General features: G+C 26.6%; 13 protein-coding genes and 1 pseudogene. 9 read left to right on the top strand and 5 right to left on the bottom strand.

Features of this window, described 5'->3' with window-relative positions; all coding sequences use genetic code 11:
• Positions 1 to 655, bottom strand: a pseudogene (locus ACTCCZ_RS08370) (methyl-accepting chemotaxis protein); the annotation flags it as partial.
• Positions 656 to 748: 93 nt separating this feature from the next.
• Here ACTCCZ_RS08370 and ACTCCZ_RS08365 point away from each other — a divergent pair.
• Genes ACTCCZ_RS08365 through ACTCCZ_RS08345 form a run of 5 tightly spaced genes read left to right on the top strand, consistent with a single transcriptional unit; the run spans position 749 to position 5808 of the window.
• Positions 749 to 919, top strand: coding sequence for a uracil-DNA glycosylase (locus ACTCCZ_RS08365; protein WP_079579096.1), 171 nt, complete (start codon positions 749 to 751; stop codon positions 917 to 919).
• Positions 920 to 961: 42 nt separating this feature from the next.
• On the top strand, positions 962 to 2452 hold the full coding sequence (locus ACTCCZ_RS08360; protein WP_079579098.1) for a PAS domain-containing sensor histidine kinase: 1491 nt from the start codon (positions 962 to 964) through the stop codon (positions 2450 to 2452).
• 10 nt (positions 2453 to 2462) lie between these two features.
• The gene (locus ACTCCZ_RS08355) at positions 2463 to 3386 is read left to right on the top strand and encodes a dUTP diphosphatase (RefSeq protein WP_079579100.1); all 924 of its coding nucleotides are present in this window, start codon (positions 2463 to 2465) and stop codon (positions 3384 to 3386) included.
• Positions 3387 to 3424: 38 nt separating this feature from the next.
• On the top strand, positions 3425 to 4954 hold the full coding sequence (locus ACTCCZ_RS08350; RefSeq protein ID WP_228145333.1) for a bifunctional GNAT family N-acetyltransferase/carbon-nitrogen hydrolase family protein: 1530 nt from the start codon (positions 3425 to 3427) through the stop codon (positions 4952 to 4954).
• 14 nt (positions 4955 to 4968) lie between these two features.
• Complete coding sequence (locus ACTCCZ_RS08345) at positions 4969 to 5808, top strand: GGDEF domain-containing protein (RefSeq protein WP_079579102.1); 840 nt, start codon at positions 4969 to 4971, stop codon at positions 5806 to 5808.
• Here the strand turns inward: ACTCCZ_RS08345 and ACTCCZ_RS08340 are convergent.
• Positions 5798 to 6853 carry a sensor histidine kinase gene (locus tag ACTCCZ_RS08340; RefSeq protein WP_079579104.1) on the bottom strand — a complete coding sequence of 352 codons (1056 nt, stop codon included), beginning with the start codon at positions 6851 to 6853 and terminating at the stop codon, positions 5798 to 5800. The genes ACTCCZ_RS08345 and ACTCCZ_RS08340 overlap by 11 nt on opposite strands.
• Before the next feature lie 85 nt (positions 6854 to 6938).
• Here ACTCCZ_RS08340 and ACTCCZ_RS08335 point away from each other — a divergent pair, with 85 nt between their 5' ends.
• Complete coding sequence (locus tag ACTCCZ_RS08335; RefSeq protein WP_159445745.1) at positions 6939 to 7694, top strand: response regulator transcription factor; 756 nt, start codon at positions 6939 to 6941, stop codon at positions 7692 to 7694.
• A 53-nt stretch (positions 7695 to 7747) separates the two neighbouring features.
• On the top strand, positions 7748 to 8329 hold the full coding sequence (locus ACTCCZ_RS08330) for a response regulator transcription factor (RefSeq protein WP_079579108.1): 582 nt from the start codon (positions 7748 to 7750) through the stop codon (positions 8327 to 8329).
• A gap of 16 nt (positions 8330 to 8345) precedes the next feature.
• Here the strand turns inward: ACTCCZ_RS08330 and ACTCCZ_RS08325 are convergent, their stop codons facing one another.
• From ACTCCZ_RS08325 to ACTCCZ_RS08315, 3 genes are all read right to left on the bottom strand, one after another.
• A complete protein-coding gene (locus ACTCCZ_RS08325) occupies positions 8346 to 8846 on the bottom strand; it encodes a gamma carbonic anhydrase family protein (RefSeq protein WP_079579110.1) in 501 nt (166 codons plus the stop codon).
• A 61-nt stretch (positions 8847 to 8907) separates the two neighbouring features.
• Positions 8908 to 10170 carry a hypothetical protein gene (locus ACTCCZ_RS08320; RefSeq protein WP_079579112.1) on the bottom strand — a complete coding sequence of 421 codons (1263 nt, stop codon included), beginning with the start codon at positions 10168 to 10170 and terminating at the stop codon, positions 8908 to 8910.
• 130 nt (positions 10171 to 10300) lie between these two features.
• Complete coding sequence (locus ACTCCZ_RS08315; RefSeq protein WP_079579114.1) at positions 10301 to 11539, bottom strand: argininosuccinate synthase; 1239 nt, start codon at positions 11537 to 11539, stop codon at positions 10301 to 10303.
• A 67-nt stretch (positions 11540 to 11606) separates the two neighbouring features.
• Here ACTCCZ_RS08315 and ACTCCZ_RS08310 point away from each other — a divergent pair, with 67 nt between their 5' ends.
• Positions 11607 to 11873 carry a hypothetical protein gene (locus ACTCCZ_RS08310; protein WP_079579116.1) on the top strand — a complete coding sequence of 89 codons (267 nt, stop codon included), beginning with the start codon at positions 11607 to 11609 and terminating at the stop codon, positions 11871 to 11873.
• Entirely contained in the window at positions 11866 to 12849 is a 984-nt protein-coding gene (trpD, locus tag ACTCCZ_RS08305; RefSeq protein ID WP_079579118.1) for an anthranilate phosphoribosyltransferase, read from the top strand. Before ACTCCZ_RS08310 ends, trpD begins: the two co-directional genes overlap by 8 nt.
• Positions 12850 to 12856: the final 7 nt, after the last annotated feature.

Below are 12856 nucleotides of genomic sequence, written 5' to 3'. Positions count from 1 at the left end.
GATTTGTTTTTGCTGTTGTTGCTAGTGCTTCTCCTAAGGCATTTACTCCTTTCATTACTGACAACATTCTTGCTTTTAATTTTGGTGATATCTCTATTTGTTTTGTGTAGTCATCATTTGAGTATGATTCTAAAGCACTCTCTAGATTTTTCATATTATCTTCTTGTGTATCAAGCATTTTATTTATTGTTTTTTTTAGAGTCATAATCATAGGATTTTCTGTATTTGAGTTAATTCTACATTGGAAAATACCTTGTTCTACTTTATTCATAACAAGAACAATCTCTCCTAATACTCTCATATCATCTTTTCTTATTTTGTCAAATGAATCAAAATATACATTGAAACTCTCTAAGATTTCACCAATCTCATCTTTTTTTATATATTCTGCTCTTCTTATTTTGTTTGATTTCATAAAGGTATATTGCATAAAATCATCAAGATATTCTCTTAATCTGTCAATTCCTCCAACAATTCTTTTCATAGCAGCAAAATTTGTATAAGCTACTATAATACCAAAAAGAATATTTATTGCTAAAATTGCAACTATATCAGAAGCTGACACTATTGCTGTAATACTAATAATAGCAAATGCAACTTGAGTAACAAGCATATTTATAAGTATTTTATATCTAGTGTGTATATTTTTAAACATTATTTTTAACCTTTATTGTCTTTATCATGTAATTTTAATCAAATTATTCTTAATTATATATGAATATTTAAATAATTTTGGTAATATTATTTTATGGAAGAAAGAATTGTATGTCAAAAGTGTCTATATTATTATGTTACATGGGAAAAAGGACGTCCTCATGGATGTAAAGCTTATGGTTTTAAGTCACAAATGATTCCCTCTGTTGTTGTAAAAAATAGCAGTGGAAAACCCTGTTCATTTTATAATCCAAAACAAAGATAACTAATAGTAAAATATCTCTTAATCATTTAAATTAGGGTAATAATGGCATTAAATAATTATGTTGATCAACTCAAGCAAAATAAAAAGACTATTATAAAATATTGGTTATCAAATAAAAGTGTAATTGAAATTTTAGACTCTTATGAACTTGATAAAATTATATTTGTAAAAAAATATGCAAGTTTTGTAATTGATTATTATATTGATGTTATTAATGAAAAAAAAGAGATTGGTGATTGCCCTGTAATAAATGATTTATTAGATTATTTAAAGTCAAAAAATGTAAGTAGTGATGAGCTTTTTATAATATGTTCTGGTTTTAAAAGTGCACTAATTAAAAATATTTATGATTTAAAAATTAACTCTTTTGATGTTATATCTGAAATTGATTATATATTTGAAAGAAACTTTGCAGGAGTTCTTAATAAATATTCAAAAACAGTTAAAGATGTTGAGAATAAATTAAGAAAAACAGTAGGAATAGTTAATAAATATGTAATTATGTCTAAAACTGATAAAAAAGGAATTATTAAAGAAGTCTCTGATGCTTTTTGTGATATCTCTGGTTTTAGTAGAGATGAACTTATTGGAAAATCTCATAATATTGTAAGACATCCAGATACAAGCCAATATGTTTTTAAAAACCTTTGGGAAACTATTCTTGATAAAAAAGTTTGGCAAGGTGAAATTAAAAATCAAAAAAAGAATGGACAAGCATATTGGGTCTATGCAACTATTGAACCAAGTTTTAATCAAAAAGGACAGATTACTGGTTTTTATGCAATAAGACAAGATATAACTTCAAAAAAAGAAGTAGAAGAACAACAAAATATTTTAGTAGAACAATCAAAATCAGCAGCAATGGGTGAGATGATTTCAATGATTGCTCATCAATGGAGACAACCACTTCAAGCTGTATCTATATTAATTCAAAAACTTCCTTTAATGAAAATGATTGAGGGTGAAGTAAGTGATGAAATACTTAATCAAGTTGTGGAAGATATAGGAAACCAGCTTGATTATATGTCAAAAACAATTGATGATTTTAGAGATTTTTTCAAACCCGATAAAGAAAAAGAAGAGATAAAATTAAGTAAATTAATAGAAAAAGCAATTGATTTTTTAGCTTACATGCTAAAAGTTGATACTATAAAATTAAATAAAAATGCAATTGATGATTGTATTGTTAAAGTACACATAAATGAAGTAGTACAAGTATTAATAAATATAATTAAAAATGCAAGAGATGTTATGGTTGAAAAAAATGATGGCACACAAAGAGAATTAAATATCAAGTATTATAAAAATGATAATTTTGCAATTATTGAAGTAGAAGATAATGCTGGAGGAATTCCTCCAAATATTATAAATAGAGTTTTTGAACCATACTTCTCAACAAAAAAGAATAAAAATGGAACAGGATTGGGTCTTTATATGAGTAGAACAATAATTGAACAACATAGTAATGGTCGATTAAGTGTATCCAACTCAAATAAAGGTGCAGTATTTAAAATAGAATTACCAATAAATTAGGAGAATAGATTTGTTATATGAAGATTTAAAAATAGTTACAAAATCATTGGGATTTTTAACAATAGAAGATTTTGCAAAATATATAGGTGTTACACCAAAAGATATTTTAAAATGGGAAGAAAAAGATGAAGTGCCATATACAATTTCACTTATTATTCATCTTTTAAAAGGTGAAAAATCTTTACCAAATAATAGTACTTTAGATAATTTAGTTGAAGAGTGTTTACCTTTGGCAACACTTTTAGAAGAAGCTTCTTCTTTCCCTCATAAGCTTGAAGAGATGTTTTTGCTACAAAAAGAGTTAAATGACTCAACAAACGGTAAAAATTGGGAACTTGGTGTAAATAAATTTGACAAAGATATCAACTGGCTAAGATGTATTCATATGGAAGTTGCAGAGTTAATTGATTCAACTCCATGGAAACATTGGAAAAATATTAATTCTCAGCCTGATATGAATAATATACATGTTGAATTAGTTGATATTTGGCATTTTTTAATGTCTTATATTTTACAAGAAACAAATGTTCCAAAAGCTGTATCTTTAGTTAATACTCATTGTATATATGAAGCAAATGAACAAATTGATGTAAAAGCCATGGTAAAAGAAGCTGAAAAGTTAGGTTATATTGCTTTAGCAATTCAAACAAACAATATGCCATCATTTAGCGGAATTGAAAGATTTATTGATCAATTTTTTAGATGTTGTAAAATATCTGGATTATCTTTTACATGGCTACAAAAACTATATATTGGTAAAAATTGTTTAAATAAATTTAGACAAGATAATGGCTATAAAGAAGGAACTTATAAAAAAACATGGAATGGTAAAGAAGATAATGTAATTATGGTTGATATTCTAGATTCTATGGAAAATGTAAGTTTTGATGAATTATATAATAAACTTAAAGATTTCTATAATAGTTTAGCTTAAATATTATATAATTATACATATCACTTTAAGGGGTTTTTGTGAAACAAAATATAGATAAAATTGAGCTTACTTTTTTACAAAAAGATGATCATTTAGCCATTTGTGAATTAATGAAAGATGAGTATAAACATCTTAAAGATTCTACTTGGGAGTATGAAGAGTTAAGTGCTTTACTTGATAAGTTTCCAAAAGGTCAAGTAGGAATAAAAATAGATGGAGAGTTAGCTGGATTTGCACTTAGTATTATAGTTGATTATTCACTTTTTGATGATAATCATAATTATAAAGAGATTACGGCTAATTATACATTTAATACCCATGATCCTTTAGGTGATATGCTTTATGGTGTAGATATTTTTATTAGTAAAAAATATAGAGGCTTAAGACTTGGTAGAAGATTGTATGATTATAGAAAAGAGTTATGTGAAGAGTTGAATTTAAAAGGTATAATATTTGGAGGAAGATTGCCAAATTATGGCAAATATGCAGAAAAATTAACTCCTAAAGAGTATATTCAAAAAGTTAAATATAAGAAAATAAATGATCCTGTTCTTAATTTTCAACTATCAAATGATTTTTATGTAAAAAGAGTTTTAAAAAACTATCTTGAAGGTGATGTTGAAAGTCAAGAATATGCAGCATTATTAGCTTGGAATAATATTTATTATACAAAATTAAAAAAGAAACCTTTAACTCAAAAATCAATTGTAAGACTTGGTTTAGTGCAATGGCAAGTTAGACCTTATAAAAATATAGAAGAAGTTTTAGAACAAGCAGAATATTTTATTAAAGCTGTTTCAAACTATAGAAGTGATTTTGCTCTTTTCCCTGAGTTTTTCAATGCTCCATTAATGGCTAAGTATAATCATTTAAATGAAGCTGATGCAATAAGAGAATTGGCTAAATATACACATACCTTTAAAGAAGAGTTTTCAAAACTTGCAATAAGTTATAATATCAATATTATAACTGGAAGTATGCCTGAATTGGTAGATGGACATTTATATAATGTAGGTTTTTTATGTAAGCGTGATGGTACTATTGAAAAGTATGCAAAAAATCATGTTACTCCTGATGAAAAGAAAATTTGGGGATTAAACGGTTCTAATGAAATTAGAACATTTAATACAGATTGTGGGAAAATAGGTGTTTTAATCTGTTATGATTCAGAGTTTCCTGAATTAAGTAGAATTTTAGCAAATGAGGGAATGCAAATTCTTTTTGTGCCATTTTTAACTGATACTCAAAATGGTTATTCAAGAGTTAGACTATGCTCTCAAGCAAGAGCTATTGAAAATGAGTGTTATGTAGCAATAGCTGGATGTGTTGGAAACTTGCCAAAAGTTCACAATATGGATATTCAATATGCTCAGTCAGCTGTTTTTACTCCATGTGATTTTGCATTTTCTATTAATGGTGTTAAAGCTGAATCAACTCCTAATACTGAAATGATTTTAGTGGCTGATGTTGATTTAGACTTATTAAAAGAGTTGCATAGTTTTGGTAGTGTAAATAATTTAAAAGATAGACGTCTAGATATTTATGATATAAAAAGAACAAATACTTAAAGGCAAAAATTTAAATGAATGAAGAACAAACTCAAGTATCAGATACTATTGATATAGAAAATTCACAATTGTATATCTGCGATATTGAGAGACTAGTAAGTAGTAGACAAAAATTTAGATACTATTATGAGATATACAATGATGAGCTATATTCACTTATCTTATTAACTTTGACACATAAATCTTTTAATAAAAAAGAAGCAAAGCAACTTTGTAAAGAGATACTTAGACATAAATCTTTTTTACAAAAAAGGTTAAAAAGAGATAGCGGAGTTTGTTTGGCTACTTTAGATTATTTAAGTAATATAAAAAATATAATTTATAAACCAACAATAATGGAAGAGAAAAAAAGCGACTTTTTAACTGACTCTTCTACAAAAGATGGTTTAACGAATCTCTATTTAAGAGATATATTTGATGTTTTTCTTAAAAAAGAGATAGATTTAGCAAAAAGAAAAAATACTATTATAACTTTAGCACTAATTGATATTGATGATTTTAAAAAAATAAATGATAATTTTGGACATCAAAAAGGTGATGAAGTATTATCAAAAATTGGAGAGATTTTAAATGATTCAATAAGACAAATGGATTTTGCTGCTAGATATGGAGGAGAAGAGTTAAGTATAGTTATGCCTAATACAAAGTTAGAGCAAGGTTATAAAATAGCAAATAGAGTTAGAAAAAAAATAGAAAATCTAAAGTTTGATGATTTTTCTATAACTGTTAGTATAGGACTTAGTCAAACAAGTGATAAAATATTAGATTCAGAAAAAATAATTTCTTGTGCTGATAAAGCACTTTATCTTGCAAAAGAAAAAGGTAAAAATCAAGTAGTTAAATTCAAATCTTAATATCGATACTAAAACAAGCGCCTTGTGATGTATTTTTAACATCAATTGTTCCACTAAAATGTTTTTCAAGAATAACCTTACACATATAAAGACCTAATCCTGTTCCATTTTTCTCATGTTTTGTAGAAAAATAAGGATCAAAAACTCTATTTATAATATCTTGTGGTATACCTTTTGCATTATCACTTACTTTAATTCTCAAATAATTTTCACTTTTAACAAAGTTTATATCTATCTTTCCTTTTTTTATCTCTCTTTCAGTTATTGCATCAATGCTGTTATTTATTAGGTTTAAAATAATTTGAATATACTCATTTTTATAAGTATATATTTTTTCAATATCTATTTTATTTATTTCTAAATTTATATTTGCAATTTCTAAGCTAGGTTGAATAAGCTCTTTTGCATGCATTGTTGTTTCAATAATATCTATATACTCTTTTTGTTTATCATCTTTGAAAAAATTTGCAAAATCATCAATTGTTTTTGACATATATTTTAAATAGCCTTGCACACTTAAAATATCTTTTATCAAATCTTCATTTTTTATTAGACTATTTTTTCTTGTTTTAAACCTAAGTTTAGCCATAATTGAACCAACAGAAGCTAAGGGTTGTCTCCATTGGTGGGCAATCATAGATATCATTTCACCCAAGCTTGCAAGCTTTGATTGTCTAAATAGTAGATTTTCATTCTCTTTTATCTCTCTTAAGTCAATTAAAGAAACAATTTTATATTTTTCACCACTTAATTTTATATCACTTATTTTAATTATTGCAGGGATTAAATCTCCATTATTTGAAACTAAAGTAACTTCTTGAAATAGATGTTTATTAAACTCTAGAAATTTTTGTGTTGTTGATGGAATTAGTACACCTGTTGCTAAATTACCTATTAACTCATCTTTTGTTTTATACTCCAAAATTTGAACTAAAGCATCATTTGCATTTACTATAAATCCTTGTTTGATTATTAAAATTCCCTCAATAGTTGAGTTTAATATTGTATTTATATTCTCTGAATCATTATCTAAATGTTTTTTCATGTAAATTCCAAAATAAATTAAACTTATAAGTAGTTTTAGTATTGTATAATTTTTATTCTTATTTACTATTGATATGGGAGGACTTATGATTGACTATGTGTTACTTGAGGAGTATTGCCAAAATATATCTATACTTTTTGTAGAAGATGATGAGTCTATAAAAAAAGAAACAACAGAGCTTTTAAAAGAGATTTTTACTTGTGTAGATGTAGCAAGTGATGGAGAAGAGGGCTTAAATAAATACAAAGAGTATTTTAATATAAATCAAAAACATTATGATATTGTATTAAGTGATATAAAAATGCCCAAAATTGATGGCTTAGAGCTTACAAAACTTATATATGAAGAAAACCCTGATCAAAAAATAATAGTTTTATCAGCACATAGTGAAACAAAATACCTTTTGGAGTTTGTAAATATAGGAATCTCTTATTTTTTAGTAAAACCTTTAGATTATGATGAGTTTATTAATGTCATATTTAATATTACAAAAGATATTCATGATCAAAGAGAGCTACAAAATAGTTTTAAAGCTGAAAAAATAGTGTTAAATAATATTTTGATTTGGGATAAACAAACAAAACAACTATTAAGAAATAATCAAGCAATAAAACTAACAAAAAAAGAGTTTTTATTGATTGAGTTACTTTTAAAAACAATTGAAAAAACCCATCCTGTTCAAGAAATAATAGCAATATTATGGGAAGGTGATTATGAGTCAAGTGCAGATATAACAAACTTAAAAAATATCGTTTCAAGATTAAGAAAAAAAGTTCCAGAATTAGATATTGAAAATGTTTATGGATTTGGATATAAAATAAATATTAAATATTTTGAATAATTAACACTTTTATAATACTATTTATAAGTATAATTTTCTTATAGGAGATTATTATGAAAAAGCTAGAAAATAGTAGTTTTAATATTAACTTCATCGAAGAGTTGACTGTGTTATATGTTGAAGATGATTCTGTTATAAGAAAAAACCTTCTAAGTTGCTTTGAACCTCTTTTTAAAAAAACATATGTTGCAGTAGATGGAAAAGATGGTTTTGAAAAGTTTAAAAAATATAAAGATAAAATTGATATAGTAATCACTGACATTAATATGCCCAATATTGATGGAATAGAGATGATTAAACTAATCAAAAATATTAATCCAAGAGTTGCTTGTCTTATCACAACAGCTTATTCAGATAAACAATACTTACTTGATTCTATTAATTATGGGGTAAATCATTATATTTTAAAACCTTTTAAAATAGATACTTTATTAAAAGAAGTAGAAAAATCATACCTATCAACTTATTATGTAAAAGAGTTATCACAAAGAAATAGAGAAATAGAGCAGTTATCTAAAATCTTTAATTCTAATATCGAACCTTTGGAGCTTAAAGAGTTAGAAAAAGAAGATAAAGAGTACAAAACAAAACTCACTCTTTTTAGCGAAATAATACAAATGTTAGATAGAAGATAAAAATCTTCTATTCTAATTAAGAATAATCGTTTTTATAATCTACGTAATGTCTTGCATGTTTAATAAGACCTTCAACGTCTTCTTGAGTAAGCTCTTTTACTACTTTTGCTGGGCTTCCTAAGATTAAACTTCTTGGTGGGAATTTTTTCCCTTGAGTTACAAGAGAGTTTGCTCCTACTATTGAACCCTCACCAATTATTGCATTATCTAATATTGTTGCGCTCATACCAATTAAACAGTTATCTTCAATTGTACATCCATGAAGCATAACCTTATGTCCAATGGTAACATTATTTCCAATAATTGTTTGGGTATTTGTATCAGTGTGAATCATTGATAAATCTTGAACATTAGTTCTTTTACCAATTCTAATTTTATTTACATCAGCTCTTAAGACACATCCAAACCATACAGATGAGTCTTCGTCTACTTTTATATCTCCTATTAAATCTGCACTTGGTGCAATCCATGCATTTTTATCTATTTGAGGATAAAACTCTTTAAATTTTAAAATCATTCCGCTCTCCTTCATTTAAAAAGTAAAATATTATATCTTCAAAAAATAAAAAATGCAAATATTAAGTTTGAGCTTTATACTCTAATATGACTGGTTTAGAGTAGTTTGGAACATCATCATAAGTAAATATTGCAATATATTTATCTTTATCTAGTGCTCCAAAATCATCAATAGTATAACTATCTTTACCAGCATATATTTTTTGTCCATCTTGTGGACTTAAGGGTTTTCTAAAAGGGTTTTTAATTACTTTAGCTCCAACGAAATTTTCATCTTGTGGATTTTGCCATAAAATTTTTATTTTCCCATTTTCTATTTCATATTTTGCATTTGTTACTTGTGGTAATGCAAATCTTCTTTTTGATATATATTCAATAATTAGTTTTGGAGATAATTTATCATTTGAAATTTCCCAAGATATTTTTCTATCTTTTATTGTTTTAATTGCTGATGTAGGTCTTAAAACAAACAAGACATCACTTTTATCTTTTAATTTGGCATTTAACTCTTTTTTTGAAAATGAATCAAATACAAAATATTGTGTTTGATTGTTTTTTAAATCATTGGCACTTATATCATAACCAATATTTTGAATTATTTCTCTATTACAAAAGCTTTTATAATCTTTTTTTAATTTGCTATCAACAAACTCTAAATGAAATCTTATATCTTCTTTGAGATATATTTTTGTAGAGTTTAATTTTACGTATGCGTTTGTAATCATTGTAAATTCATGTGATGGCAAAGATGATAGATTGAATTTCAATGCAGAATAAATCTTTTTGCCTTTTTTGTCAAATCCTGAACTTATTTCATTTTCTATTATTTTGCCCTCACTAATAGTATCTATTGATTTAGGATATAAAGTAGCAATAGTTGGCTCAATAGTATAAGTTAACTCTAATCTTGGTCTATATGTTAATCCAAAACCAAATTTTCCATAACCAATATCCCATTGCATCATTTGAGATTTTCTTCCTATTTTTAACTCCTTAGGTCCTTCAACTCTTAATACTATTTGCTCTTTTTCTATTTGACTTGTCAAAATTGAAGCTTGTATTCCTGAGAATTCCCATTTTCTCCATATTCCTTGTGTTAATTGATCACTTTTTGTTGGCTGTCCAATATAACTAATTATTTTTGCATTATTTACCTCATCAAAATCAGTAATATCACTTATTGAATCTTGTTCTACTATTCCTACATTCCATTCTCCAAACTTTTCTATTGTAGTTGAAACTCTATTTATAGGGTATAAGTTTAAACAAGCAGATTTAATAATTGCATTTTTAGGAATAGTTTTTAAATCATCAAAATAGTGCATATTTACTTCTTAATTTTGAATTAAGAAGCATTCTAATAAAGAATAGTTACATTTTAACTACAATATTACATTTGTATTATTATTTGTGAGAGTTTGTGTAGAAAAAAGCAGAGAAACCTCTGCTTTTTATTTATTTATTTTGAGTTTGTCCAGCAATTATAAATCTTAATGCATTTAATTTAATAAATCCTTCTGCATCTTTTTGATTATAAACTTCATCTTCTTCAAATGTAGAGTGAGCTTCTGAGAATAGTGATTTTTCTGATTCTCTTCCAACTACAACAACATTTCCTTTATAAAGTTTTAGTTTTACTGTTCCTTCTACTTTTTTTTGTGTTTCATCAATTGCTGCTTGTAACATTTGTCTTTCAGGTGAGAACCAATACCCATTATAGATAAGTTTTGCATATCTTGGCATTAATTCATCTTTTAAATGTGTTGCTTCTCTATCTAAAGTAATTGATTCAATTGCTCTATGAGCTTTTAGCATAATTGTTCCACCTGGAGTTTCATAACAACCTCTTGCTTTCATACCAACATATCTATTTTCAACAATATCAATTCTTCCAATACCATGTTTATTCCCATAATCATTTAGTTTTTTTAGAAGTGTTGCTGGTGATAACTCTTCACCATTGATTGCGTATGGATCTCCATTTTTGTATGAAATTGTAATATATTCAGCTTCATTTGGTGCCTCTTCTAAAGAGTTTGTCCATAACCACATATTTTCATCTGGTTGTTTTGCTGGATCTTCTAAAACTAATCCCTCATATGAAATATGTAAAAGATTTGCATCCATTGAATATGGACTTACAGCAGGGTTTCCATTTTCATCAAAATGTTTTTTATCGATATTTATTCCATTCTTTTTAGCATAAGCTAAAAGTTTTTCTCTTGAATTTAAATCCCATTCTCTCCAAGGAGCAATTACTGTAATTTCTGAATTAAGTCCTAAATATCCAAGCTCAAATCTAACTTGATCATTTCCTTTTCCAGTTGCACCATGAGAAACAGCGTCTGCACCCATTTTTTCTGCAATTTCAATCTGTTTTTTAGAAATAAGAGGTCTTGCAATAGATGTTCCTAATAAGTATTCTCCCTCATAAATTGCATTTGCTCTAAACATTGGAAATACATAATCTTTTACAAACTCTTCTTTTATATCTAAAATGAAAATATTTTCTGGTTTAATTCCCATATCTAAAGCTTTTTGTCTTGCAGGTTCTACTTCTTCTCCTTGACCTAAATCAGCAGTAAAAGTAATAACTTCTGCATTGTATTCATCTTGAAGCCACTTTAAAATGATTGATGTGTCTAAACCTCCACTATAGGCTAAAACAACTTTTTTTACTTCTTTTTTATTCATAACGTCTCCATAAAATATAAATGTTTATTTGGATATATTTTATCTAAAATTAGCTATAATCCCTATTATGAGATGTGATAAATTTTTAAATGCAGTAAATATAACAAAAAGAAGAGCAGTTGCCGAAGATATGCTAGCTTGTAAGGTAGTATATATAAATAATGTAGCTGCAAAAAAAGCTAAAGAAGTAAAAGTTGGAGATATTATAGAGATAAAATATCTTGAAAGAAGTGATAAATTTAAGGTCTTACAAATTCCTACTACTAAATCAACTCCAAAATCTAAAATGGATGAATATGTAGAAAAACTAAGTGATAAGGATAGCAATGTTTAATGTAGCAAAACTGAAGTTTGACGATATTTTTGAAAATAGGTTACCCGAAGATGAAGTTCGCGATTATTTGATAAAACTTTATGAAAGAGGGGAGACAGTTGAAGAAATTGCAGGTGCAGTAAGCGCTATGAGAGAGCATTTGATTGCTTTACCTGCAAATAAAACTTTGCGTCAAAAGGCTATTGATATAGTAGGAACAGGAGGAGATAAAAGTTTTAGTTTTAATATCTCAAGTACAACATCAATTCTTTTATGTGCAAGTGGTTCATATGTAGCAAAACACGGAAATAGAAGTGTTACAAGTAAATCAGGAAGTTCTGATATGCTTGAGGCTTTAGGGTTCAATTTAGATTTGAGTTTAAATAATAGTGCAAAAATGTTTGAAGATACAGGTTTTGTTTTTATGCATGCAGCAAATCATCATCCAGCTATGAAATATGTTACACCAATTAGAAAATCAATTGATCATAGAACAATTTTTAATTTAATAGGTCCTTTATCAAATCCTGCTTTTGTAAAAAAACAATTACTTGGTGTATATCCTAAAGATTTAATTGGAAAAATTACAGAGGCTTTAAATATACTAGAAACACAAAAAGCAATGGTAGTTAGCTCAAATGATGGAATGGATGAAATCTCAATTTCAGATATAACTTTTGCAAATTTACTTGAAAATAATAAAATTAGTGAATTTATAATTGATCCACAAGAGTTAGGATTTAATCTTGCACCAAAAGAGTCAATTGTTGGTGGAGATGCAAAGGAAAATGCAGTTATTACTAAAGGTATCTTATCTAATGAAATAAAAGATTCAAGACTTGATATTGTTTTATTAAATTCAGCAGCAGCTTTAATTGTAGATGATAAAGCAAGAGATATGAAAGAGGGAATTGAAATAGCAAGAAGTACTATTGAAAGTGGTAAAGCAAAAGAAAAATTAGAGCAATTAATTAAAGTATCAAATGCTTTAGCATAAGGGAAAA

It is taken from the genome of Malaciobacter sp., assembly GCF_055140965.1.
The sequence above is the reverse complement of the archived record's forward strand: the minus strand, read 5'-3'. Positions and strand labels throughout refer to the sequence as shown.

Bases quoted from the DNA above. Each gene is read 5' to 3' on its own strand.
- ACTCCZ_RS08365 (WP_079579096.1), top strand. From the start codon at position 749: ATGGAAGAAAGAATTGTATGTCAAAAGTGTCTATATTATTATGTTACA.
- ACTCCZ_RS08335 (WP_159445745.1), top strand. From the start codon at position 6,939: ATGATTGACTATGTGTTACTTGAGGAGTATTGCCAAAATATATCTATA.
- ACTCCZ_RS08360 (WP_079579098.1), top strand. From the start codon at position 962: ATGGCATTAAATAATTATGTTGATCAACTCAAGCAAAATAAAAAGACT.
- ACTCCZ_RS08340 (WP_079579104.1), bottom strand. From the start codon at position 6,853: ATGAAAAAACATTTAGATAATGATTCAGAGAATATAAATACAATATTA.
- ACTCCZ_RS08315 (WP_079579114.1), bottom strand. From the start codon at position 11,539: ATGAATAAAAAAGAAGTAAAAAAAGTTGTTTTAGCCTATAGTGGAGGT.
- ACTCCZ_RS08330 (WP_079579108.1), top strand. From the start codon at position 7,748: ATGAAAAAGCTAGAAAATAGTAGTTTTAATATTAACTTCATCGAAGAG.
- ACTCCZ_RS08325 (WP_079579110.1), bottom strand. From the start codon at position 8,846: ATGATTTTAAAATTTAAAGAGTTTTATCCTCAAATAGATAAAAATGCA.
- ACTCCZ_RS08320 (WP_079579112.1), bottom strand. From the start codon at position 10,170: ATGCACTATTTTGATGATTTAAAAACTATTCCTAAAAATGCAATTATT.
- ACTCCZ_RS08310 (WP_079579116.1), top strand. From the start codon at position 11,607: ATGAGATGTGATAAATTTTTAAATGCAGTAAATATAACAAAAAGAAGA.
- trpD (WP_079579118.1), top strand. From the start codon at position 11,866: ATGTTTAATGTAGCAAAACTGAAGTTTGACGATATTTTTGAAAATAGG.
- ACTCCZ_RS08345 (WP_079579102.1), top strand. From the start codon at position 4,969: ATGAATGAAGAACAAACTCAAGTATCAGATACTATTGATATAGAAAAT.